This is a genomic window from Planktothrix sp. (assembly GCF_046067725.1).
GTDB lineage: Bacteria > Cyanobacteriota > Cyanobacteriia > Cyanobacteriales > Microcoleaceae > Planktothrix.
The window spans coordinates 1-23013 of the sequence record NZ_JBJUDF010000145.1 but is presented as its reverse complement, the minus strand read 5'-3'; the positions used below and the strand labels follow the sequence as shown (position 1 = coordinate 23013).

The 23013-nt window shown below is 39.3% G+C and carries 24 protein-coding genes; 13 read left to right on the top strand and 11 right to left on the bottom strand.

All coding sequences use genetic code 11. The features are described from left to right. Positions 1-170: 170 nt before the first annotated feature. The 4 genes from ACKPEB_RS08320 to ACKPEB_RS08305 form a co-directional block, all read right to left on the bottom strand. Positions 171-1310 carry an AAA family ATPase gene (locus tag ACKPEB_RS08320; RefSeq protein ID WP_408964412.1) on the bottom strand — a complete coding sequence of 380 codons (1140 nt, stop codon included), beginning with the start codon at positions 1308-1310 and terminating at the stop codon, positions 171-173. Between the two features lie 72 nt (positions 1311-1382). Next, positions 1383-2402 (bottom strand): BadF/BadG/BcrA/BcrD ATPase family protein, encoded by a 1020-nt coding sequence (locus tag ACKPEB_RS08315; protein WP_408964411.1) that lies wholly within the window; start codon positions 2400-2402, stop codon positions 1383-1385. A 95-nt stretch (positions 2403-2497) separates the two neighbouring features. Further along, positions 2498-3382, bottom strand: a complete 885-nt coding sequence (locus tag ACKPEB_RS08310; RefSeq protein WP_408964410.1) for a S1 RNA-binding domain-containing protein — start codon at positions 3380-3382, stop codon at positions 2498-2500. 175 nt (positions 3383-3557) lie between these two features. Beyond that, entirely contained in the window at positions 3558-4298 is a 741-nt protein-coding gene (locus tag ACKPEB_RS08305) for a dienelactone hydrolase family protein (RefSeq protein ID WP_408964409.1), read from the bottom strand. A gap of 424 nt (positions 4299-4722) precedes the next feature. Between ACKPEB_RS08305 and ACKPEB_RS08300 the strand changes: the two genes are divergently transcribed. The 5 genes from ACKPEB_RS08300 (at position 4723) to ACKPEB_RS08280 (ending at position 8792) form a co-directional block, all read left to right on the top strand. Then, a complete protein-coding gene (locus ACKPEB_RS08300) occupies positions 4723-5706 on the top strand; it encodes a GntR family transcriptional regulator (RefSeq protein WP_408964407.1) in 984 nt (327 codons plus the stop codon). A 104-nt stretch (positions 5707-5810) separates the two neighbouring features. Continuing rightward, entirely contained in the window at positions 5811-6467 is a 657-nt protein-coding gene (locus tag ACKPEB_RS08295) for a nitroreductase family protein (protein WP_408964406.1), read from the top strand. Positions 6468-6565: 98 nt separating this feature from the next. After that, the gene (locus tag ACKPEB_RS08290) at positions 6566-8089 is read left to right on the top strand and encodes a hypothetical protein (RefSeq protein WP_408964405.1); all 1524 of its coding nucleotides are present in this window, start codon (positions 6566-6568) and stop codon (positions 8087-8089) included. 212 nt (positions 8090-8301) lie between these two features. Beyond that, the gene (locus tag ACKPEB_RS08285; protein WP_408964404.1) at positions 8302-8517 is read left to right on the top strand and encodes a hypothetical protein; all 216 of its coding nucleotides are present in this window, start codon (positions 8302-8304) and stop codon (positions 8515-8517) included. After that, positions 8517-8792 carry a type II toxin-antitoxin system RelE family toxin gene (locus ACKPEB_RS08280; RefSeq protein ID WP_408964403.1) on the top strand — a complete coding sequence of 92 codons (276 nt, stop codon included), beginning with the start codon at positions 8517-8519 and terminating at the stop codon, positions 8790-8792. Before ACKPEB_RS08285 ends, ACKPEB_RS08280 begins: the two co-directional genes overlap by 1 nt. Positions 8793-9291: 499 nt before the next feature. Here the strand turns inward: ACKPEB_RS08280 and ACKPEB_RS08275 are convergent, their stop codons facing one another. Further along, positions 9292-9885, bottom strand: a complete 594-nt coding sequence (locus ACKPEB_RS08275; protein ID WP_408964402.1) for an RNA polymerase subunit sigma-24 — start codon at positions 9883-9885, stop codon at positions 9292-9294. Positions 9886-10087: 202 nt separating this feature from the next. Between ACKPEB_RS08275 and ACKPEB_RS08270 the strand changes: the two genes are divergently transcribed. Further along, positions 10088-11467 (top strand): NB-ARC domain-containing protein, encoded by a 1380-nt coding sequence (locus ACKPEB_RS08270; RefSeq protein ID WP_408964401.1) that lies wholly within the window; start codon positions 10088-10090, stop codon positions 11465-11467. Positions 11468-11635: 168 nt separating this feature from the next. Here ACKPEB_RS08270 and ACKPEB_RS08265 read toward each other — a convergent pair whose 3' ends face one another. The 4 genes from ACKPEB_RS08265 to sufR form a co-directional block, all read right to left on the bottom strand. After that, on the bottom strand, positions 11636-11920 hold the full coding sequence (locus ACKPEB_RS08265; RefSeq protein WP_408964400.1) for a type II toxin-antitoxin system YafQ family toxin: 285 nt from the start codon (positions 11918-11920) through the stop codon (positions 11636-11638). Beyond that, complete coding sequence (locus tag ACKPEB_RS08260; protein ID WP_190517849.1) at positions 11917-12144, bottom strand: hypothetical protein; 228 nt, start codon at positions 12142-12144, stop codon at positions 11917-11919. Before ACKPEB_RS08260 ends, ACKPEB_RS08265 begins: the two co-directional genes overlap by 4 nt. 170 nt (positions 12145-12314) lie before the next feature. After that, positions 12315-12686: a hypothetical protein gene (locus ACKPEB_RS08255; RefSeq protein ID WP_408964399.1), complete on the bottom strand. Its 372-nt coding sequence runs from the start codon at positions 12684-12686 to the stop codon at positions 12315-12317. A 53-nt stretch (positions 12687-12739) separates the two neighbouring features. Next, positions 12740-13423: an iron-sulfur cluster biosynthesis transcriptional regulator SufR gene (gene sufR, locus ACKPEB_RS08250; RefSeq protein ID WP_408964398.1), complete on the bottom strand. Its 684-nt coding sequence runs from the start codon at positions 13421-13423 to the stop codon at positions 12740-12742. A gap of 154 nt (positions 13424-13577) precedes the next feature. Between sufR and sufB the strand changes: the two genes are divergently transcribed. The 4 genes from sufB to ACKPEB_RS08230 all read left to right on the top strand — a co-directional run bounded on the left by sufB (position 13578) and on the right by ACKPEB_RS08230 (position 18622). After that, positions 13578-15014, top strand: a complete 1437-nt coding sequence (gene sufB, locus ACKPEB_RS08245) for a Fe-S cluster assembly protein SufB (protein WP_408964397.1) — start codon at positions 13578-13580, stop codon at positions 15012-15014. A gap of 96 nt (positions 15015-15110) precedes the next feature. Then, positions 15111-15893 (top strand): Fe-S cluster assembly ATPase SufC, encoded by a 783-nt coding sequence (sufC, locus tag ACKPEB_RS08240; protein WP_408964396.1) that lies wholly within the window; start codon positions 15111-15113, stop codon positions 15891-15893. Continuing rightward, positions 15893-17272, top strand: coding sequence for a Fe-S cluster assembly protein SufD (gene sufD, locus ACKPEB_RS08235; protein ID WP_408964395.1), 1380 nt, complete (start codon positions 15893-15895; stop codon positions 17270-17272). Before sufC ends, sufD begins: the two co-directional genes overlap by 1 nt. Positions 17273-17359: 87 nt before the next feature. Beyond that, positions 17360-18622, top strand: a complete 1263-nt coding sequence (locus ACKPEB_RS08230; RefSeq protein WP_408964419.1) for a SufS family cysteine desulfurase — start codon at positions 17360-17362, stop codon at positions 18620-18622. Between the two features lie 60 nt (positions 18623-18682). Here ACKPEB_RS08230 and ACKPEB_RS08225 read toward each other — a convergent pair whose 3' ends face one another. Continuing rightward, positions 18683-18820, bottom strand: coding sequence for an EAL domain-containing protein (locus ACKPEB_RS08225; protein WP_408964394.1), 138 nt, complete (start codon positions 18818-18820; stop codon positions 18683-18685). Between the two features lie 106 nt (positions 18821-18926). Beyond that, the gene (locus ACKPEB_RS08220; RefSeq protein WP_408964393.1) at positions 18927-19082 is read right to left on the bottom strand and encodes a hypothetical protein; all 156 of its coding nucleotides are present in this window, start codon (positions 19080-19082) and stop codon (positions 18927-18929) included. A 229-nt stretch (positions 19083-19311) separates the two neighbouring features. On the opposite strand from ACKPEB_RS08220, the gene ACKPEB_RS08215 reads away from it, so the two are divergent. From ACKPEB_RS08215 to ACKPEB_RS08205, 3 genes are all read left to right on the top strand, one after another. Further along, positions 19312-20649, top strand: coding sequence for a Ycf66 family protein (locus tag ACKPEB_RS08215; protein ID WP_408964392.1), 1338 nt, complete (start codon positions 19312-19314; stop codon positions 20647-20649). Continuing rightward, on the top strand, positions 20646-21008 hold the full coding sequence (locus ACKPEB_RS08210) for a YkgJ family cysteine cluster protein (RefSeq protein WP_408964391.1): 363 nt from the start codon (positions 20646-20648) through the stop codon (positions 21006-21008). Before ACKPEB_RS08215 ends, ACKPEB_RS08210 begins: the two co-directional genes overlap by 4 nt. A gap of 286 nt (positions 21009-21294) precedes the next feature. Beyond that, the gene (locus ACKPEB_RS08205) at positions 21295-22674 is read left to right on the top strand and encodes a GUN4 domain-containing protein (protein WP_408964390.1); all 1380 of its coding nucleotides are present in this window, start codon (positions 21295-21297) and stop codon (positions 22672-22674) included. Positions 22675-23013 lie beyond the last annotated feature (339 nt).

Sequence of the window (23013 nt, the reverse complement as noted above, 5' to 3'; positions counted from 1 at the left end):
CTCAAAATTAAAAGCCTTTCTGATGAATTTATTTGATGCACAACATACAGTCACAAATTCACTGATTTTAGATCATTATTCCTTGAAATTCAGGATTTCGCTTCTTCAAGCGTAACGACATCAAACCGATGATTCTGGTCATTGTTAGAATGATAGCTAAAATATAGAGTTCAAACAAGAGATTGAACCATTTGCTCATGGGTCGGAATATCCTCAGACAAAAAAGTTTTTAACTCTTCTGTTGAAGGATGGGATAATGCAGCTAAACGATTACTTTGAATGGCAATACAACGATCAAAAATATTCCTAACAAATCTGCCATTTCCCAGTTCTCCAATTTGAGGTTCAAACTGATTGACGAGATGATACAATAATTTTATGGCCTTTTCTGAAATCAGATAACCCTGTTGTTCACAGTTATTTTTGAAAATTTCTGTTAACTCTAAAGCTGAATAATCTGCAAAATGAATTGACCGAGAAAATCGGGATTTTAGCCCAGGATTAGAGTTAATAAACCGAGACATTTCTCCTTTATATCCGGCAACAATTACGACTAAATCATCTCGATGATCTTCCATCATTTTTAACAAGGTATTGATGGCTTCTTGAGCAAAATTATCTTGACGACCCTCTGGAACAAGAGAATAAGCTTCATCAATAAAAAGGATACCCCCTAACGCAGATTCAACAACTTTTGTCGTTTTGGGTGCGGTATGTCCTAAATATTCTCCTACTAAATCACTACGGTCTACTTCAATAAAATGACCTTTTGATAAAACACCTAAATTTTTATAAATATTACCTAAAATTCTCGCTACTGTCGTTTTACCTGTTCCGGGGTTTCCTGTGAATACAAGATGTCTGGTAATGGCTGGAGCTTTGATACCAGCTTGAGCTTTCATTTGGGCAACTTTTGCCATATTGACTAACTCTTGAACTGTAGATTTTACTGTACTTAAACCGATGAGTTCATGAAGTTGGTTTAAATATTGATTGAGATCATCAATAACCATTTCAGGTTGATTAGAATCAATATTCTGAGAATCACTATTGGATTTCTGAGTGAGTTCCTTACAAACGGCTGCTGCAAACTGACTATCTAATTCTTGCAGGTAAACCCCTAAAAGCTTTTCAGCCGTTTTTTTTGCAGCTTCTTTAGAGGATGCTTCTGCATAAAATAGACAGTCCATTGTTAAATCTTTGTCAGTTTTTTTGAGGAAAGCATAAGCATCGGCGCTACTATTCCATGCAGCCCATAACCAAGAGTTACCTGATGGGCAAACACTAAAAGCGGGATAAATCCATGACATTTGTTAATACTACCTTAAGAGATCTAAAAACAATACAATTATATAAGGTTATATGAAATCTTTCAATGTTTGCTACATATCTGTCTCCTGTAGAAACGTTGCAGGCAACGTCTCTACAGGAGGTTTAGGGTTATTAATCTGTACCAATGCTAACAACCCTGCACCATAGGCAGGTTCATGACGAGGAGAAATAATATTAGCTAAAGGTGCGATCGCATTAATTTCAGTTTCAAATTGATGACGAAAATTAGCTAATCCTTTCCAAACTCCTCCCATAACCACAATTTCAAAGGATTCTGTGGGTTCAAATAAATGATTAATTGCAACTTCTGTAGCTAACGCTAATTCATTCGCTGCATTTTTAATAATAATTTGAGCAATTGAATCACCGGAGGCTGCTACTTGATCAACAATCGGAGCTAAACTCGCAATATCTTTAACTCCCCATCCATGACGGTAAACCAAGGGAATTAATTCTTCCATTGAATGTAACTTGAAAGCTTCTTGAAAAGCAGGAATGAGTTGAGTTGAATCTAAACGACCATCATAGGAACGTAACGCGGCTTTTAACCCTTGAATAGCAATATCATAACCACTGCCTTCATCTCCTAACAAATACCCCCAACCGCCGACCCGTTTGGTGATTCCTTGATGATTTTTTCCGAAGATATGGGAACCTGTTCCTGCAATGACAACAATACCAACCGAGTGACCTAAACCACCGACTAAAGCTATTACACTATCACTATTAATAATAATAGTTTCCGGGGTTAATTTCCAATCAATGGGTAATTTTGAATCGGTTTGAATCTCTTGAACTAAAGTTCTGATCACTGCAATATCTTCAGCACGACCCACCCCGGCTAATCCTAAACTAATCCCTTGAATGGGAACGAATTTTTCTAAGGCTAAAAAACTATGTTCAACGGCTTGTTGAATGGCTGAAATAATGGCATTTTTTGCCGCTTCAATTCCGATGGTTTGATAATTGGATGGCCCGGCTTGTCCGTGTCCTAAAATTTTACCATCAGCACTCATTAAGACACAAACGGTTTTAGAACCGCCACCATCAATTCCTAAGACATGAATCATGGGAAAGATTTAATTTAAAAATTAGGAAAATACAGTTTATTGTTAAGATAACAAGTTATTTAATGGGCGAGGAGACCTCGCCCCTACAAGGTGAATTAGAGATTAATTAACTTTTTAGCGCGTTCTGCACGAGCTTCCGCAGATTCCATAACCTCGGATAATTTCTCAACCGCTTCACCCGGATAATTTTCTAAAATTCGAGTCGATAGAGAAATCCGATGGCGACCTTCATCTAAACTAATCACCATCGCTTTAATGATTTCACCGATGGGAAAAAGATTAGCTAAAGATTCCACATATTTTTGACTGACTTCTTTAATGTGAATTAATCCCGTTACCCCTTCAATATCCACAAAAACACCAAAGGGTTTAACCCCCATGACTTTTCCTTCTACCAGTTGACCGACTTCTAACTGACTAAAACCAAGGGATTGAGACGCTAATCGTTGAGATAAAACAACTTTATTCCGTTCTACATCTAATTCTAAAATTGTCACCGTTAAGGATTGTTCAATTAACGATTCTAAATTATCTTTTTCTAATAGATGCGATCGCGGAATAAATCCCCGTAAGGAATTGACCTCAACGGTAACGCCACCTCGATTAACGCCTGTAACTCTCGCTTGTAAAGATTGACCTTTGTTTTGAATTTCAATGAGGTCATCCCAAACTTGCTTAATTTCTAATTGTCGAATCGAGAGTAATATTTGACCATCAGCATTTTGTTCTCGAATAATCAGAAAATCTCGTTCTTGTTTTAAGGGAAGGATTTGTGAAATATCCTCAATTTCTGCAACCGATATTTCTTTTTTAGGAATGAAACCAGGAGATTTAGCTCCTTTAATGTCAATATATGCACCATCGCTGGTATATGAATCTACCTGACCCTTAACAATCTGCCCTTTATGTAAATCATAACTGTGTTGATCTAGGGCTTTAGCAAAATCATCAAGAGAAAAGGACGGGTTTTTAGTAGCCATAGGAAAAAGTAAAGAAAAACAAAATTAATGAGTTAGGAACTGGGTTATAACCTTGCGCTCATCTTCAATAACACTGCAATCTTTTGAGCATAACACAGTTGGATGGTTTGACTGTTGACGGATGGGTATTAACAGTTGTTTTCCCCTGTTTCCACACCCTACAGCCTGAACCGCTTTAATGTCTGAGTTCCTGGTCAAATAGTGCTTTCACCTCTGTCCAAGCGGCTTGGGCGGCTTCGGCGTTGTAGGTGCTGCGTTGGTCGCAGAAAAAACCGTGATCCGCTTTGTAGCGGAAAATTTGATGAGGAATTTGATATTTTTGCAGTTCAGCTTCGATTTGATCAACTTGTCCCTTTGGAATTAGGGGATCTTTTGTCCCAAAAAAGCCATAGAGAACCCCCTGAATCTCTTTGGTACGAGTAATCGTCGCTGGCCCACCACCGGGAGTCATCGTGGCAATTTCACCGCCATAGAAACAAGCCGTAGCTTGAATATCGCTCAGGGTGGAGGCTAAATAAACCACATGACCCCCAAAACAAAACCCAATGGTGCCGAATTTGGGGGTAACGTTAGGACGGGTTTTCAAATAGTTCAGGGTAGCTTGAATATCGCTTAAAAGTTCTGATGCGGTGGTTTTAACTTTATATTTTCGGCCTAATTCCACATCGGCTGGAGTATAACCGATTTCAAAACCAGGGGCTTGACGTTGATAAATGGCGGGTGCGATCGCAATATATCCTTCTTTGGCGATGCGTTCGGTCACGTCTCGAATATGGGAATTAACCCCAAAGATTTCTTGAATGACCACCACACCCGGAAACGGCCCTTCTCCAGTGGGTTCAGCGAGATAGGCATCAATTTGTAATTCCCCATTAGGAACCTGAATCTGAGTGGTAAGAATGGGCGGATTTGTCATACTTTCACCTTGTTATCAATAATTGTTAATCTTAGATCCAAATATACCTTAATCGGGTAATATAGAAACTATGAAATTATCTAAATCTACTTCAGCATTAAGAGGTTATTCATCAAAAATATTAAATATAAATATGAAATTAATCACTATATTCTCAAGAAAAACCATTACGGTTCAATGTTAACTTTGAAACGGTAAGGGATTATATATAGCAATCCGATTTGATTGGTGGTAGAGGCAATTCATGAATTGCCCCTACGGTAAGGATTTGAGTCATAGAGGTTATGACAACCGATTTAGACTTGCTATAGCATTACAATATCAATGAAACATTGAGGAGTGATCGGAAAATGGAGCGAGGCTGTTCAGATCTGAAAAATCAAGAGCTTGTTAATTTTGTTTTAATTGCTTTGGAGATGTAAAGATGGTTCGATTTTATATTCAGCCTGATAGCGATATTCCAGCATCTAACCAACTATTTAATCAAATTCGGTTTGCGATCGCTTCTCGCCAATTTCCCCCCGGACACCGTTTACCCAGTACCCGTCAACTGGCAATGGAAACAGGATTACACCGTAACACCATCAGCAAAGTTTATCGACAGTTAGAAGATCATGGCTTAGTGGAAGCTCTAGCGGGATCTGGAATTTACGTGCGAGCGTTAGGTCATGAAGGCGGATCTCGGTTAAATTCACCGGTTTTAGAACAGTATCCCGAAGCGAATCAAATTATTCAACGGAGTTTAGATGAATTACTATCTCAAGGATGCACCCTCAATCAAGCCAGGGAAATGTTTTTAGCAGAAATTGATTGGCGGTTACGTTGTAGTGCTAGAGTATTAGTCACAGCACCGACTCAAGATATTGGTATTGGACAATTAATGGCGCAGGAATTAGAAGAATCCTTAAAAATTCCCGTGCAATTAGTCCCCATTGAACAGTTAGCCGACCTATTAAAAAAAGTGCCATCGGGAACTGTTGTCACCAGTCGTTATTTTATTGGACAAGCTGAAGCTATTGCGCTGCCAAAATCCGTCCGAGTGATTCCCGTTGATATTTATAATTTTGCTAAGGAAATAGAATTAGTTCGAGATTTACCCAAAGGAACTTATCTCGGAATTGTCAGCCTGAGTTCGGGTTTATTACGAGCTACAGAAGTGATTATTCATAGTTTAAGAGGCGATGAAATTTTAGTCATGACCGCTCAATTAACTGATAGCTATAAAATTAATTCGATTATTCGGACAGCGCGAGTTGTTGTTTGTGATCAAGCCAGTTATAACCACGTTAAAGATCTGATTCAAGTTAACCGAGAAGAACTGATTCGCCCGCCTCAATTGGTCTATTGTCCCAATTATATCGGTGCAGAATCAATTAATTTACTAAAACGGGAGTTAGGTTTAAATTAAACTCAACCCGCGAGACCTTCTGGGGATGTGGAGAATGCAGTGATGGGGTGAGAATCCGATGAGCAACATTTGCGATAAAATTGATCCACTCATCAAACGATTCTATGGAACCATCGATTAACTTGAGACACGCGATCGAACAACGTCGGGCGGTCAGGTCATTTCAATCGACCTTGATTCCTCCAGTGATTCTATCAGAAATCCTGCGTTTAGGGTTGAGATCGCCTTCTGGATTTAACTTGCAACCCTGGCGGTTTATTATTGTCCGCAGTCTCGATAGTAAAGAAAAGCTCCAAGCTTGTGCGTTTAATCAACGACAGGTAACAGAAGCTCCTGTCGTCTTAATTTGTTGTAGCGATCGCCGGGTAAGCGAACCCGATTATATTGAATCTGTGATTCAACTCGGTCGAGACAAAGGATCAATAAACGATAGCTATGCCGATTATATTCGCACAGCCATTCCCAATGCCTTTGAGCAACACCCTTCCTTTGACTCCATAGAAGCCTGGACAAATCGCCAAGCCATGTTAGCCGTTGCTCATATTATGATTGTGGCACAAACCTATGGCGTCGATAGTTGTCCGATGGAGGGATTTATCGCGGCTGAAGTCAAAGCTAAATTTAACATCCCAGAAGAGGTTGATGTTTGTTGTCTGTTGGCTTTAGGATATGCGACACAACCGTTTAAAAAATATGGGGGTAGATTTCCCGTTGAACAACTCTGTTATGCAGAATCCTATGGGGAAGGTTGGAAAAGTTAATTCTTCATTGAGCTTCCAAATTACTCCAATAAAATTTATCTCAAATTCAACATCTAAAGTTTCAATTGTAGAATCTGTCACTGTCTAGGGGCAACATTATGAAAACAGCCATTTTAGAACCCAAACCTAAACCTCAAACACCCCAACCTACATCAAAGATTCAAAATCCGGTCGAGGAAAACCTTAAAAATCCCTTTTTAGAGGAAGAAACACCCGCACAAAATCTCCCAGAAAATCCCTTTGATCCCCAAGATTTAGAGAATTTAAGTTCACCTGTTGAACCGGAACCCGAAGCAACTCAATCTGAAGTTGAGGAAGAAGAAAAACCCGTTAGTCAACGATGGAATCCGATTTTACTAGCTCAAGTGACTGCGGTTTTAGTTGTCGTTTTTGGATGTATTTATACCCTGACTCGTCCCTGTGTGATCGGAGAATGTCAGGAAATTCAAACAGCCAGAGACTTTAATCAAAAATCCAAACAAACCATTGAAACCGTTGCATCGGCTCAAGCTCCTTTAATTGCTCAAGAGGATTTACAATCGGGGATTAAACTCTTAAAAACTATTCCCTTTTGGTCGCCACATTATCCTGAAGCTAAAGCTCTGTTATCCATTTATAATAAAGAATTCAACGAGTTTAATGCTGTCGTAAAAGCGTTAAAAACTGCGACAAATGCTTCAACCCTGAGTCAAAATCCGCCCCATGAGATTAAAGATTGGATGAAGATGCAATCTCTGTGGGAAGAAGCCATCGCCCTATTAGAACAAGTTCCCAGTGGGAGTATTGTTTATCCTTTTGCTCAAGCTCGATGGCAACAATATCGAGCCAATTTAGCCGATGTCAGAAGTCGTTTAAAATTAGAACGAGATGCAGAACAAATTTTAACCAGCGCTAAAAAATCCGCTCAAGTTGCAGAAGCAAGACAAGGGGTGGCAAAATCGGCGGAAAGTTGGCAACAGGTGTTTGAAACTTGGCAAGTTGCAGCCAATACTTTAGCTACTATTCCCTATGGAACAACAGCTTATCAATCAGGACAGGTTTTATTAGCCCGTTATCAACCGAAATTAGAAGAAGCTCGCGATCGCAAAACCATTGAACAAGTGGGTTTAGAGGCTTATAATCAAGCGGTTAATAATGCTGAACAAGCCCAACTTTCAGAACAACGAGGGTCTTGGTCGGAGGCGGTGACTGATTGGGGTCGTGCTGTTAGTTATGCTAAACAAGTTCCAGCGAGTAGTTCTTATTCCGCTAAAATTCAACCGCTTTTAACCAGTTATAATGAAGCCTGGAAACGGGCAGATGTTCAATATCGGGTCGCGTCTCGTTTAGCTAAAGCTCGTCAAGATTTAACGAAGTTGTGTAGTGGAAATCCTAAAGTTTGTAACTATAGTGTCACGGAAAATTTAATCACAGTTCGTTTAACGTCGGATTATGTGAATAAAATTCAATCCACTGCTAAAGCTGCTGATCAAAGTGGAGATTCTAAAAAACGTTCTGAAGCAGAAAATCACGTTCAAACGTTGAAAGTTGCTTTAGAAACGATTAGTCAAAATGCTCAAATTTCCTTGGAGGTTTATGGAGCCAATAACGAAAAAATTGCCACCCACGTTCCTTTACAATAAGCTTTAAAAACCTATGGGTTGAAAATCTGAGAAACCGGGTTTCTTAACAACAATCTCGGTTGAGATACAAAAGCTTTCTGAGAAACCCGGTTTCTGGTTCACTTTTCCTAAATAATTGCGGTGGTTAGTTTATGAGACGATAGAGCTTCTTGCTGTATCACTCGCAGATCCGCTAGAATGACTAATAGTTTCTGAAGTCTCAAATGGAAACAATGCTAAACATTGAATATCTGACAAGCCCAGATGGAGAAGCGATCGCCGTGGTGATTCCTATTGCTCTATGGCGACAACTTTTGCCTAACGAAGAATCTTCCTTGGAGGAACTGGGGGAAGCGGTAGAAGACTATTGTTTGAATAAAGCGATGAATGAAGCTGTTAATACTCCCTTGCTTGATCGAGCGATGGCTTTGGCTTATCTTGAGGAATAATGCTCTTGGAAGTTCAATACCGTCAGGCTTTTCTAAAAGACTTGAAGCAACTTAAGAGTTCGACATCATACCAACGCATCTATGAAGTTGCGTTTACAACTCTAGCAGCTATCAACACTTTGGAGGAGATTTCTGACATTAAAGCCATGAAAGGTTACAGTGGTCGCTATCGTATCCGTATCGGCGATTACCGTATTGGAATAGAGGTTAATGGTGATGTTATAGAAGTGATGCGGGTTCTACATCGTCGAGAATTTTATCGTTATTTTCCGTAAGTTTTGGAAATTAAAATTTGTTCATGAGAAACGCGATCGCTTTCCCTAAAATTATTACAATAAAGTGCGATCGCTTTTTTTAGACTGCGATCGCTCTGTCTACAATGATGAGAAGAAAGTACCAGCGCAATATTTTAACCGCTCAAGGCTGAGAAACCGGGTTTCTTAACAACAATCTTGGTTAAGATTCAAAAGCTTTCTGAGAAACCAGGTTTCTTAACAACAATCTTGGTTGAGATTCAAAAGCTTTCTGAGAAACCGGGTTTCTTAACAACAATCTTGGTTGAGATACAAAAGCTTTCTGAGAAACCCGGTTTCTGGGTCACTTTTCCTAATTATTATCAGAAAATGCGAACACTGTTTTTTAATCGGGCGATCACTTTCCCTAAAATTATCACGAATAAAGTGCGATCGCTTTTTTTTAAGACTGCGATCGCTCTCTATATCATTATCAGATTGATATCATGGCAGTAGCTCAAATGAACAGGCGGAAATTGAGCTATTTTTTACCTCCAAAAAGTTTATATACTCCGTATCCAATAGCAGCCGCCGCCGCAACAGGCGCAGCCGCAACGATGGCAGTACCAGCAATTGCACCTCCCCCAACAACTCCACCGATACCTGCAAGGGTACCCATAATTGCAGCACCAGAAGCACCACCAGCTACGGTTGCTAAACCAGCACCCGCTATACCAGCAGCAGCCCCAATATTTGTAGCTGTTCTTGCCGCTGCACGAGCATCATTCTCTTCTTTAGATAAGTCAGGTTGGTCTTTGAACAAAGTTTCATTCATTATTTTTGCCCCAAGATAAGCTGGGCCTGCTGCCAATACCGCAGGGCCAGCCGCCATCCCACCACCAACCACACTACCTGCTGCGGCTAAACCCGAAGTAATTCCTGCTCCTGAAGTTGCTGCAACAGTTAACCCTGTAGCTGCACTGGCAGCCGCGCCTAGCGCAGCACCAGTCTCTGCAACGGCTTTGGCTGTTTTGACTGTATTTCCATCAATACCCGTAGTTTTTTCTACAACAGTCTCCACACCTGTTTCAACACCTTGTTCAACGACTTGACGGGCGATATCTTCAAGGCTCATATTTGTAACCCCTAATTTGATGCTTTAATACTGTCTTTATTATTTCTTAAATATTAACTTTTTGTCTAGCCTAAAAACGTTCAATTTTGCCAAAAAATTTTATTGATTTTTAAGGTGTTGTATATAAAAATATACAAAAATATCTTAAAAAGTCAGTTAAGGTGCGCTATAATACACAAAATACTCGCATCTCCTAGCCCCAATGAATCTCAAAGAACTGTTAAAAGTCGCTGATAAAATAGTCTTTGCTCAGACGGGTCAACACCTTGACGATTTAGAAGAAGCGGTATTGCGGGGAACTCTACAACATGAAACCTATAAACAAATTGCCAAAGATTTTGATTGTTCAGAGAGTAATGTGAGAAATACGGGATCAAAATTATGGCAGATTTTTTCAGAGGAGTTAGGGGAAGATATTAGTAAATCGAATTTCCGTTCAGCAATGGAGAGGTTACAAAACTCTATTCTTTTCAACTTTGCACAAAACGTAAGTGGTAGTTTGAATATTTGTGGAGAAAGTAGACATCCGCCAGATATACCCGACCCTATCAGTCTTCAAGAAAACCTTTCTAACTTCAAATCTTTTGAAACGCCTCATCAAGATTTAAGTGAAATGCCAGATTTGGGTGGGTTTTATGGTCGCATTTACGAACTGGAAACTTTGAAAACTTGGATCATAAAAGAACAATGTCGCCTCATTGCAATTACGGGTATTAGCGGGATTGGAAAAACAGCATTAGGGGTTCAACTGGTTCAACAAATTAAAGATGAATTTGAGTTTGTAATTTGGTGTAATTTTGACCCTTCTCGGACTTTAGCAGAATTTCAAACGAACTTGATTTCGTTTTTTTCGCAGTCACAACAACGAGATTTATCTGTCAGTGTTCCCAAAGCTTTAACTTTAATCAAATATTTACAACAGTATCGCTGCTTAGTGGTTTTAGATAATATTCATAACCTTTTTAGAAGTGGAGACTTAGCCGGAAAGTATCAACCTCAATATGAAGACTATCAAACTTTTTTTAAACAGATTAAAGAATTATCTCATCAAAGTTGTTTATTGTTAATGGGTTGGGAACAACCGAGAATCGTTACTGAAGTTAAAAGCAAAAATTCTGTAATTCACAGTTTACAATTAACAGGTTTAAATCTTAAAGCTGCACAGGAAATCTTGAACGATTATGGATTAACTAAAATTGATAAAATTGAGACAATTGTTAAACGTTATCAAGGTAATCCCCTCTGGTTAAAAAGTATAGCAAATGTGTTGGAAGAGTTAGGAGAAAGTGCGACAAAAGTGTTGTTAAATGATCCTTTATTTTTACCTGAAGAGGTAAAGGAGAGTTTATCCCAACAGTGCGATCGCTTATCAGAGTTAGAAAAACAAGTAATGTCTTTATTGGTAGCAGAAAATCATCCAGTTAGTTTAGTTAAATTATTAGAAAATAGTAAAATTATTTCAGCCGATTTACTCAATGCTCTACAATCTTTATTCCGACGCTCTTTAATCGAAAAACAAGAAAATTACTATATTATTTTACCTATAATTAAACAATATATAGCAAGTCTAAATGATTTGTAAAAAATTCTGTAGGGGTTGGGTCTTCCAACCCTCTTTAATAGGTTTTATAATTTCTCGATAAGTCGGGTTCTGCTTCTATACAACCGATGAAGTCTGACCAGTCTTGGGTTGTGCTTTCTGGGATTTCTTGCTGGTTCGACTGGCTTCCCCTACGCGACACCGACCCAGTTAGTAAACTTCATCATGTGTCCCGATGTCGAGCAGAACAATGATTTCACTATTGGTTTCTGTATGCTGTTCAATCGAGAATACAATACGACAATCATAGCCACAAGAACAGGACTGAAGACCGTCGAGTTGACCACTCAGTTTGTGTGTACCCAAGGCTGGGGCAAATACATCTGCTTCCATTTGTTCAAGGGTTTCTTCAATGCGTTGCTGGAGTTCAGTGTTTCGCTTTACAAATTTGCGGAATGCCCGTTTGAATTTTGGGGTTAGAACCAGCATTCTCATGCTTCTGGCTCCTGCAAAGACTGGCGCAATGTTAGAACAATATCGTGGGCTGACTGGTATCTAAATTTTCCGGCATGGAAATCAGCCAAGCTTTTTTTTGCATCCACAGCTATTTCTGCCCGGCGACTTTCTTGGTGGCGGTTTTGCAGAATTTTGATCAGCATTTCCTGCTGTTCGTAGGGTAGTTGTAAAGCAGTTTCTAATACTTGGTCAAGGGTATTCATAGGATTAGCCTATTGCTTCTGATTTTGAAACACCAAATGCAAATTTGATTAAATTGTATCACTCATCTTTAACTGTTGCCAGCTACGATGATATTATGTCTTTCTGGATGGTATCTAGGTTGATCATATTTGTTGATTTTCTCTTATTTATTGGTTGTATAATATAATTTTCAATCTTGCTCTAAATTCTTCTTGGATTCTTGCTCAAACCAATCAATTAACTGTTTAACTGTTAATTCTTGAATGGGAATATTTTCGGTTTGAGACACTTGTTTTAAAGGATTTAAGGAAGCCATCAATAACTGAGTAAAAAAACTATCAAAATTCGCATCAACTTCAATATTTTCTTGAAAACTCGAATCATTTCTAACCCAATTCTGGACTTGTTCAGGTTTAATATTTTCAATAACAATATCTTCGGTTTGAGAAATTTCCTTTAAACAGCGTAACGCATAAATCGCTAACCGCGTTGAAAACTTTTCCTTAGAGGATAATAACGCCGCATCTACTTGAATTGCTTCTTCTTGAGTCAAAAATTCCATAGTTTTACTCGATTATTTAATATAATAGTCATAACTAACAGTTAGAACAAAGACTAACGCAATAGTGAGTTTTTTTCTTCCCGGTTACCTCCTATAATTAAATACCCACATCGATGCTCGCCATTCACAATCCAATGGGTTCTTTCTACGGTACAATCTTCTAAAATTGCCCCAAACATTTCTAATTCATGACCACACACACTGGGAAAGGATTCGGCAACATTAGAAATAGCACAATTATGTTCTGTTAAAATATAATGTTCTCGATGGTTGTTCGGTTCGTCTGATTCCACCGAATACCACTCCGCCATATATCCTTCAGCTTTTCGCAATTCTACTAATTTTTCCACCCGTTCTTTTAACGAACCTTTGCCAACTTTTCGCCGATATTCCAGAGCTTTACGTTGCCATTGTTTTTGTAAAATTTGACTGACCTGTTCATGTCCGACGGTTTGCGCTAAAGTATCCAAAAAGGAAATTGCAAACTCATCATAACGGTTCGGAAAACGTTCCCGTCCTTGATTCGTCAATTCATAAACGTGCTGAGGTCGCCCCATCCCCACCTGAACCGAGTTATAGGCAATTAAACCCTCGAATTCCAAATCTTTGAGATGGCGACGAATGGCTTGGGGACTAATTTCAAGGGTATCTGCCAACTCCTGGGCCGTCGCCTGTCCCTGTTTGAGAAGGAGTTGCAGAATATCGTGTTTCGTGGATTGCTGCTGAGTGGTGGCCATCGTCTTAACAAAAATTTATAAATTTGGACTTTGACAATGCACTTGTTGTTAATGTAGCTTAAAATAGACTTAAGTAACAAATCCGTTGCTTAAGTCTATAGCCTACCACCCGTCTGCCATCCTTTGAGAACCATCGAACACTAAATTTAACGTTATGAGTGCTTCCGTTAAAACCCTAGTCAACCAACCGTACAAATACGGTTTTGTCACTGATATTGAGTCAGACACCATTCCTCGTGGGCTCAGTGAGGACATTGTGCGCCTGATTTCGGCTAAAAAAAATGAGCCGGAATTTATGCTTAACTTCCGTTTGAGAGCCTATCGCCAGTGGTTAAAGATGGAAGAACCCACCTGGCCCCACGTTAACTATCCGCCCATTGATTATCAATCCATTATCTACTATTCTGCTCCCAAAATTCAAAAGAAAAAAGAAAGTTTAGAAGAAGTTGACCCCACTTTATTAGAAACCTTTGAAAAATTAGGCATTCCCTTAAGCGAACAAAAACGTTTAGCGAATGTGGCGGTTGATGCAGTTTTTGATAGTGTTTCTATTGCCACAACCTTTAAAGAAAAATTAGCAGAAGTTGGAGTCATTTTCTGTTCCATTTCCGAAGCCGTACAGGAACATCCTGACCTGGTAGAAAAATATTTAGGAAGTGTCGTTCCCGTTGGCGATAATTTCTTTGCTGCGTTAAATTCTGCGGTTTTTAGTGATGGGTCGTTTGTTTATATTCCCAAAGGCGTACAATGTCCGATGGATTTGTCTACCTATTTTCGGATTAATAACGGCGATTCGGGACAGTTTGAACGCACTTTAATTGTAGCAGAAGAAGCGAGTTCTGTCACCTATTTAGAAGGGTGTACCGCCCCCATGTTTGATACCAATCAACTGCACGCCGCTGTTGTAGAATTAGTTGCGTTAGACAATGCGGAAATTAAATATTCTACGGTACAAAATTGGTACGCTGGAGATGAAGAAGGCAAAGGCGGAATTTACAATTTTGTCACCAAACGGGGATTATGCAAAGGCGTGAATTCTAAGATTTCTTGGACACAGGTAGAAACCGGGTCTGCTATTACTTGGAAATATCCCAGTTGTGTTTTAGTAGGCGATAATTCAGTGGGTGAATTTTATTCCGTTGCGCTGACAAATAATAAGCAACAAGCCGACACCGGAACTAAAATGATCCATATTGGCAAAAATACCCGCAGCACGATTATTTCTAAAGGAATTTCTGCTGGAAAATCTGCTAATAGTTATCGCGGGTTAGTGAAGATGGGGTCGAAAGCTGAAGGCGCGAGAAATTATTCTCAATGTGATTCTATGTTAATTGGAGACCGAGCCCAGGCGAATACTTTTCCCTATATTCAAGTGGAAAATAATAGCGCTAAAGTTGAACATGAAGCTTCTACGTCTAAAATAGGAGAAGATCAACTATTCTATTTTGCACAACGGGGAATTTCTGCTGAAGATGCTGTCTCGATGATGATTAGCGGTTTCTGCAAAGATGTGTTCAATAAATTACCGATGGAATTTGCCGTTGAAGCCGATAAATTATTGAGCTTGAAATTAGAAGGTTCCGTTGGTTAATCTATTATCAATTGTAGGGGCGAGGTTTCCTCGCCCATCCCCGTTATCAGTGCAAAAAATAAAACCCAGACTGCGTAAATCTCACAACTCACAACCATGATTAAAGAAAACAGCGAAATTATTCTATCCGTTAAAAATTTAACGGCTAAGATTGATGATAAAGACATTCTCAAAGGGTTAAATTTAGAAATTAAAGCTGGAGAAATCCATGCGATTATGGGTTTAAATGGTTCAGGGAAAAGTACCTTTTCTAAAGTTTTAAGTGGACATCCGAGCTACGAAGTTACCGGAGGAGAAATTACCTTTTTAGGTCAAAATTTATTAGAATTAGAACCAGAAGAACGCGCCTTAGCTGGAATTTTCTTAGCCTTTCAATATCCGATTGAAATTCCAGGGGTCAGTAACTTAGACTTTCTGAGAGTTGCCTATAATGCTCATCAAAAACATAAAGGATTAGAAGAATTAGATGCCTTTGATTTTGATGAATTAGTGCGGGAAAAAATGGAAATCGTGAAAATGCGCGATGAATTTTTAGAACGCAGCGTCAATGAAGGCTTTTCTGGCGGAGAGAAAAAACGCAATGAAATTTTGCAAATGGCATTATTAGAACCGAAATTAGCCGTTTTAGATGAAACAGATTCCGGTTTAGATATTGATGCGTTGCGAATTGTTGCCAATGGCGTTAATCAATTAACCAACGAAAATAACGCTTTATTAGTGATTACCCATTATCAACGGTTACTCGATTATATTGTACCGGATTATGTTCATGTGATGTCCGATGGACGTATTATTAAAACCGGAACCAAAGAACTCGCCTTAGAACTCGAAGAAAAAGGCTATGATGATGTTGTTGCTTCGGCAATGGTGGGGGTTTAATGAATAATATTGCAATCAAACCAAAACGGGAAGTGTCCTATTTAAACCATCTGTTAGAACAAATTCAAAGCGGACTTTCTCAACCGTCTCCTCAAACTTCTTTTGCATCTGAAGTGACCCTTCAACTGCAAAATATTCGGGATCATGCCTTAACTTGGGTTAAAGAATTAGAAATCCCCACAAAACGAGATGAAGAATGGCGGTTTACCGATTTATCTCCATTATTAGAACATCAATTTAAAGTCGCTTCTTTTGTTCCGTTAGAAGCCGAAGCGATCGCACCTTTAATTATACCGGAAGCCGAACACAAACGGATTGTCTTTATTAATGGGATGTATGCACCTGATCTTTCAGATCTTCAAGACATTCCCGAAGGAATTTTTATTGGCAATTTAGCACAACTTCCCGAAAAATTACAGAAACGTCTTCCCAATTATCTCAGTCAACAACAAAGCAACCAAGACGTTTTTTCTACTCTCAATACCACCGGGTTTAATGATGTTGCTGTTGTTTGGGTTGAAAAGAATAAAACTCTTGAAACCCCCATTCATTTATTATTCATCGCCTTACCAGATAGGTTTCCGGTGATGAATCAACCCAGAGCCTTAATTGTAGCAGAAACAGGCAGTTCATCTACTGTTATTGAACATTATGCAACCGCCGAAGTTTTCGGATGTTCAGATCAGGTCAACGTACAACCTTATTTTACTAATGCTGTAACCGAAATTTACCTCGAAGAAAACGCCGAAGTCAACCATACAAAGCTACAACGGGGAGCAGGTACAGCATTTCATATTGGTAAAAATGTTGTTTTCCAAGGTCGAAATAGTCGCTACACTTGCAATGCCGTGAGTTTAGGAGCTAAACTATCTCGACATAATTTAGACATTTATCAACAAGGAGAAGGCACAGAAACCACCCTCAACGGCTTAACATTAATTGGTAGTGAACAGTTAGCCGATACCCACAGTGCCATGATGCTCAATCATCAGCATGGAACATTTAATCAAATCCATAAATGTATTATTGATCACAAGGCTCATGGCGTTTTTAATGGTAAAGTTTTTGTACCCCAAACGGCACAATTTACCAATGCTAATCAACTGAGCCGAAATTTATTGCTATCTTCAAAAGGAAGAATAGACACCAAACCTCAGTTAGAAATTGTGGCGGATAATGTTAAATGTTCTCATGGTGCTACCGTCAGTCAATTAGAAGAAGATGAAGTCTTCTATTTACGAAGTCGGGGGTTAAGTGAAACCCTGAGTCGTCATCTGTTAATTGATGCTTTCGCGGCAGAAATTATAGGCAAATTGCCCTCCGAAACGTTAAAACAGGTCTTATCCCGTTGCGTTTCCTGTCGCACCGAGTTTAGTTAACTCCAGAAACCGGGTTTCTCATCAAAAATTTTACTTCAGAAACCCGGTTTCTATATTAGCCCAAAATTAAATTTAAGGATATTCAAAATAATGCTAACTCAAGAAAAAACTCTCGCTGAAATGGTTCGTCAAGACTTCCCAATTTTACATCAAGACATCAACGGTCAACCGTTAGTTTATTTAGATAATGCCGCCACCTCTCAGAAACCTTTAGCGGTCTTAAATGCCATTCAAGACTATTATCAAAATTATAATTCTAATGTGCATCGCGGGGTTCATGCCTTAAGTGCAAAAGCAACCGATGCCTATGAAGCGGCACGGGTCAAAGTCGCTCAATTTATTAATGCTAAATCTTATCAAGAAATTGTCTATACTCGCAATGCCAGTGAAGCGATTAATTTAGTTGCCTATTCTTGGGGTTTAAATACTTTAAAAACCGGAGATGAAATTATTCTCAGTGTCATGGAACATCACAGCAATTTAGTTCCTTGGCAAATGGTTGCCCAAAAAACGGGTGCAGTCATTAAGTTTGTGGAATTAACGGAAACTCAAGAATTTGACTTAGAACAGTTTAAAACCTTAATTTCAGACCGAACAAAATTAGTGGCTGTTGTGCATATTTCTAATACTTTAGGTTGTATTAATCCCATCGAAGAAATCACTCAAATAGCCCATGAATACGGTGCAAAAGTGTTAATTGATGGTTGCCAAAGTGCTCCTCATACGCCTTTAGACGTGCAGAAAATAGATTGTGATTGGTTAGTGGCATCCGGTCATAAAATGTGTGCTCCAACGGGGATTGGATTTTTATATGGGAAATTAGAATTATTAGAAGCAATGCCACCCTTTTTTGGCGGGGGAGAAATGATTGCTGAGGTGTATTTAGATCATTTTACTGTCGGAGAATTACCCCATAAATTTGAAGCTGGAACTCCCGCCATTGGAGAAGCGATCGCATTAGGCGCAGCCGTGGATTATTTAATGTCAATTGGCCTGGATAAAATTGCTGATTATGAACATGAATTAACCGCTTATTTGTATGAAAGATTGCGAGAAATTCCTGAATTAAAACTCTATGGCCCCCTACCCAATGCCAAAGGGGAAGGAAGAGCCGCCTTAGCTTCTTTTAGTGTAGATGGAATTCATGCTAATGATTTATCAACTTTGTTAGATGATGCTGGGGTTGCTATTCGTTCAGGACATCATTGCACCCAACCTTTACATCGTTATTTAGGCGTTAATGCCACCGCCAGAGCGAGTTTATATTTCTACAATACGAAATCAGAAATTGATGTGTTTATTGTGGCATTAAAAGATGCGATCGCATTCTTCAAACAAATGATGAATTAACAAAAAACTAACATTACGAGGGGTTCAAGAAACTGGAAGAGAAAGGTCAATTAATATGATTTACGATTGACCTAAAACTTTTTCAAAGGGTTGAGGTGGACTCAAGTAATATCCTTGAGCATAGTCAACGCCAATTGATCTAACCGCTTGAAATATTGCTTCCGTTTCTACCTCTTCAGCAATGGTTTTTAATGCCATTTTTGAGCAAAATAATGGATCATTTCTACTGAGTTTGCAAATCGGAGGAAAACAGAGTTAACTCAAACCCCAGTAAAAATAGAAATAGATGCAGAAATTACTAACTTTACTTGACAATTTTTTGGGACAGAACAATTCTTCCCATATTGATTTGCGATGCGACCCCTGTTGAGGATGCTGGTTTAGAACTTAACCAGTTGACACCAAATTGTAAATGAAGAGATAGCGTGATAAAAGCCGCTAACAATAATTTTTCTAACATAATGACCTTCCCCCTTGCTCACTGTCTTACCGCACGCCATTTTCTATCTATATCTATAGTAATCAGACAACATATCCCTTCTGTATGATTCCGCACAATCTCTATAAGTGATATAATTCACATAAAACTTATGATTCAAATCACAAGAGGTTGAGACTCAACCGTCAACCGTCAACCGTTAAGGGTAAAATAACCCAATAAGAGGTTTTTTGATAGATTGGGAGGCAAAATGCTGGCGTATATCCTAGCGATCGCAGTAGGTTTGGGGAGTTTTGCCCTTTATATGGCGGCTTTCTTCTTTCCAGAAATTCACCGCAAACGGGACTTTTTCTGGAGTGGAGTCGGATTCTTTTATGCACTGATTTTGTGGGTCTGTGCTGGACGAATTACGGGCGCTGTGCTTTTAGGTCAACTCGCGAGTGTATCCTTATTAGTTTGGTTTGGGTGGGAAGCTCTAGCACTGCGCCGAGCATCAACCCCCGTTGAACAACAAACCCCCATTCCGGCGGATGTCAAAAATCGACTTAATGGCTTTCTCGGTCGTCAGTCCCCCGTCATTTCGCCTCAAACCACCCCTAAAATCAATCTTGCTACCCCTGCTGAACCCTTATCAGAACTCAATTCCGGGGTTGCTGAACCTGCGATCGAAGTTCATGAGGAAACTCAACCGGAACAGGTTTCACCCTCTCCTGATGTCGTAGAAATTCAAGACCACCAAATTGTAGAAAAAATCGAAGAACCCGTGAGTTCTTCAGAAACCGTTGAACCTGAAATTACGGTTGAAGAAATACCAGAAACTCCAACGGTTGAACTGACTCCAGTTAAAGCGGTTACACCGACTGAAACCCCTGAAAACGTAGAAGAAAAACCCCCCATTTCTTCAGGAAAAACCCCAGCAAAAACCATTACTCAATCCCAAAAATCGATTCCGGCTTTGGTGGGAATGGTATCAGGTTTGATTGGGAATTTCACAGGTTTATTGAACAAACAACCCAAAACCAAAACCCCAAAACCAACAACTCCTAATCTATCTCAATCTTCTCAACCTGATCCCGTTTCCCCAACTTCAACTGTTGTAGAATCAACCTCATCACCAACGGATTCTGTAACCTCCGAATTTGCCGAATTTGAGGATTTAGAAACGACCATTTCCTCGACTTCTGAAGGTGTTGAGACGGAGACTCAAGCAGAAGTTGTTGTTACAGAACCCGAAACAACAGAAACATCTGAACCTGTTGAAAAACAAACTCCTTCACCCTTTGAAGAAATTATCAGCCCCCAGGTAGAAGTTGTTGAGATTACCGCAGAACAAGTTAATTTAATTGTTGACGATACTCAAGAATCTGTCGTGGAAGCTATATCTTCCGTTGTTGTTCATTTAGAATCCGAAAATATTGAGGAAGTTGTTAAGGTTTCAGACCGTGAAACCGCAACAGAAACCCCTGAATCTGAGGAAACTATTCCGCTTCCATTGGTTGCTCCCAATGCTCCTAACCCGGATTTAAAAGCAGCAGCGCAAAAACCAATAGACCCTAATTCTCCCTCTGAATCAAAATCGGAATCATGACAAATTGGCTATGTGTAAAACAATGTGGGGCTTGTTGTCATCTCGACCCCACTGAACGTCCTGAATTAGAAGATTATTTAAACCCAGAAGACTTACAACTGTATTTAAGTTTGGTTGGGGAAGATGGATGGTGCATTCATTTTGATACTGAAACTAGAGAATGCAAAATTTATGATCAACGGCCTCGATTTTGTCGAGTTCAACCGGATGTTTTTCAAGAGTTATATGGCATTGAACCGGAAGAATTAAACGATTTTGCCATTGATTGTTGTCAACAACAAATTGAAGGGGTTTATGGATATCCTTCTCCAGAAATGGAGCGTTTTAATCAAGCCGTTGAGTGTAGTTTCAATCCTTAATTAATCATAATTTAAAGGGAGGTTTTACCCTCCCTAAAAGGATAAACTCCGCGTTCGCGTAGCGTTGGCATCAGCCAAAGAATCTGACTGTACTCTTGCTGAATCATCAGAGATCCTTCCTTGCGCTTCGCTGCATTCAGGATGACAATTTTAAAGGGCTTTTGACAATCGGATTTATTATTAATAGTAAAAGTAATGGCAGAAACCTGGTTTCTCGGAGGTGTGTACAAGCTGAACGATTTACTGTTATGATTGAGTTAATATCTCATCATTCCCAGACTTTACCATGAGTCAATGTCTTAACCCTGATTGCCTCCACTCTAATCCAAAAACGACTAATTTTTGTCAAAAATGTGGATCTAAGTTACTTTTAAAAGAACGATATCGAGCCTTAAAAATATTAGGACAAGGGGGATTTGGTCGAACGTTTCAAGCGGTGGATGAAGATAAACCGTCTCAACCCTATTGTGTCATTAAACAGTTTTTTCCCCAAGCTCAAGGAACGAATAATCAAGAAAAAGCTGAGGAACTATTTAAACGAGAAGCGATACAATTAGAACAGTTAGGCAAACATCAACAAATTCCTGAATTATTCGCCTATTTTAGTCAAGATCACCGTCAATATCTCGTTCAAGAATATATTGAAGGAGAAAACTTAAACCAAGAATTATCTGAAACCGGGGCATTTTCAGAAGATAAAATTATTAAATTATTAGAAAATATTTTACCTGTTTTAACTTTTATTCATCAACAACAGGTGATTCATCGGGATATTAAACCGGAAAATATTATTAGAAGAAAGAGTGATCATAAATTCGTTTTAGTGGATTTTGGAGCCGCCAAAGCAGCGACTAGAACGGCGTTAGCAGTGACAGGAACGGTGATTGGTTCTGCGGGATATGTCGCACCGGAACAAGCGGTGGGAAAACCAACTTTTGCCAGTGATTTATATAGTTTAGGGGTGACTTGTATTCATTTATTAACTAATATTGAACCGTTTGATTTATTTGATATCAGTGAAAGTGACTGGGTGTGGCGAGATTATTTAACGGTTAAAGTGAGCGATCTCTTAGGTCAAGTGTTAGATAAACTGCTGCAACAGGGAACGAAAAAACGCTTTCAAACGGCTCAAGAAGTATTAGACGCTTTACAATTAACCGTTAACCTAACATCCTTACAAACACCCCAACCAACACCCCAACTCAAGATCGAATTAAAATCAGCTAAAGGGGTTAATTATGATCAATTAGAACTATTTTTGAAAGCCGGAAAGTGGAAAGAAGCTGATCGAGAAACGGCTAATAAAATGTTAGAAGTCGCTGGGAGAACACAGGATAGAAGGTTAAGGGATGAAGATATTAATAATTTCTCCTGTGAGGATTTACGCACCATTGATCAGTTATGGGTCAAATACAGTAACGGTCACTTTGGTTTCAGTATCCAGAAGAAAATCTGGCTAGAAATTGGGGGTAAAATAGACTATGAGACAGAAAAAAAGTTAGGCGATCGCGTTGGATGGAGAAAGAACGGTAGTTGGATGAACTATGATCATCTAACCTTTTCATTCCAAGCTCCCTTGGGTCATCTCCCTCGTGTATTTACATCTGGTTGGGGCGGGGGTAAGGGTGGTGTTCTTGCGTTGCTTCTCTCGCGTCAAGAACTGTAAGTTGTAATTTCTAACAATTTTAACCCTTTGTCAAGTCGAGTTTTTGGGGTGTCTGTTTGACCCAATGGTTAGGGGGTTCAGAAACCGGGTTTCTTAAGTTATCTTTCTATTAATAGCAAAGGTTAAGACAGAAACCCGGTTTCTAGGAGGTGCTGGTGGGGGTCAGAAACTGGGTTTCTTAATCAATCTTTCTATTAGCAACAAAGGTTATTGCAGGAACCGGGTTTCTTAATCAATCTTTCTATTAACAACAAAGGTTAAGACAGAAACCCGGTTTCTAGGAGGTGCTGGTGGGGGTCAGAAACTGGGTTTCTTAATCAATCTTTCTATTAGCAACAA

Excerpts from the sequence above, each read along its gene's own strand:
- ACKPEB_RS08320 (WP_408964412.1), bottom strand. The coding sequence starts at position 1,310 with ATGTCATGGATTTATCCCGCTTTTAGTGTTTGCCCATCAGGTAACTCT.
- ACKPEB_RS08315 (WP_408964411.1), bottom strand. The coding sequence starts at position 2,402 with ATGATTCATGTCTTAGGAATTGATGGTGGCGGTTCTAAAACCGTTTGT.
- ACKPEB_RS08310 (WP_408964410.1), bottom strand. The coding sequence starts at position 3,382 with ATGGCTACTAAAAACCCGTCCTTTTCTCTTGATGATTTTGCTAAAGCC.
- ACKPEB_RS08305 (WP_408964409.1), bottom strand. The coding sequence starts at position 4,298 with ATGACAAATCCGCCCATTCTTACCACTCAGATTCAGGTTCCTAATGGG.
- ACKPEB_RS08300 (WP_408964407.1), top strand. The coding sequence starts at position 4,723 with ATGGTTCGATTTTATATTCAGCCTGATAGCGATATTCCAGCATCTAAC.
- ACKPEB_RS08295 (WP_408964406.1), top strand. The coding sequence starts at position 5,811 with ATGGAACCATCGATTAACTTGAGACACGCGATCGAACAACGTCGGGCG.
- ACKPEB_RS08290 (WP_408964405.1), top strand. The coding sequence starts at position 6,566 with ATGAAAACAGCCATTTTAGAACCCAAACCTAAACCTCAAACACCCCAA.
- ACKPEB_RS08285 (WP_408964404.1), top strand. The coding sequence starts at position 8,302 with ATGCTAAACATTGAATATCTGACAAGCCCAGATGGAGAAGCGATCGCC.
- ACKPEB_RS08280 (WP_408964403.1), top strand. The coding sequence starts at position 8,517 with ATGCTCTTGGAAGTTCAATACCGTCAGGCTTTTCTAAAAGACTTGAAG.
- ACKPEB_RS08275 (WP_408964402.1), bottom strand. The coding sequence starts at position 9,885 with ATGAGCCTTGAAGATATCGCCCGTCAAGTCGTTGAACAAGGTGTTGAA.
- ACKPEB_RS08270 (WP_408964401.1), top strand. The coding sequence starts at position 10,088 with ATGAATCTCAAAGAACTGTTAAAAGTCGCTGATAAAATAGTCTTTGCT.
- ACKPEB_RS08265 (WP_408964400.1), bottom strand. The coding sequence starts at position 11,920 with ATGAGAATGCTGGTTCTAACCCCAAAATTCAAACGGGCATTCCGCAAA.
- ACKPEB_RS08260 (WP_190517849.1), bottom strand. The coding sequence starts at position 12,144 with ATGAATACCCTTGACCAAGTATTAGAAACTGCTTTACAACTACCCTAC.
- ACKPEB_RS08255 (WP_408964399.1), bottom strand. The coding sequence starts at position 12,686 with ATGGAATTTTTGACTCAAGAAGAAGCAATTCAAGTAGATGCGGCGTTA.
- sufR (WP_408964398.1), bottom strand. The coding sequence starts at position 13,423 with ATGGCCACCACTCAGCAGCAATCCACGAAACACGATATTCTGCAACTC.
- sufB (WP_408964397.1), top strand. The coding sequence starts at position 13,578 with ATGAGTGCTTCCGTTAAAACCCTAGTCAACCAACCGTACAAATACGGT.
- sufC (WP_408964396.1), top strand. The coding sequence starts at position 15,111 with ATGATTAAAGAAAACAGCGAAATTATTCTATCCGTTAAAAATTTAACG.
- sufD (WP_408964395.1), top strand. The coding sequence starts at position 15,893 with ATGAATAATATTGCAATCAAACCAAAACGGGAAGTGTCCTATTTAAAC.
- ACKPEB_RS08225 (WP_408964394.1), bottom strand. The coding sequence starts at position 18,820 with ATGGCATTAAAAACCATTGCTGAAGAGGTAGAAACGGAAGCAATATTT.
- ACKPEB_RS08220 (WP_408964393.1), bottom strand. The coding sequence starts at position 19,082 with ATGTTAGAAAAATTATTGTTAGCGGCTTTTATCACGCTATCTCTTCAT.
- ACKPEB_RS08215 (WP_408964392.1), top strand. The coding sequence starts at position 19,312 with ATGCTGGCGTATATCCTAGCGATCGCAGTAGGTTTGGGGAGTTTTGCC.
- ACKPEB_RS08210 (WP_408964391.1), top strand. The coding sequence starts at position 20,646 with ATGACAAATTGGCTATGTGTAAAACAATGTGGGGCTTGTTGTCATCTC.
- ACKPEB_RS08205 (WP_408964390.1), top strand. The coding sequence starts at position 21,295 with ATGAGTCAATGTCTTAACCCTGATTGCCTCCACTCTAATCCAAAAACG.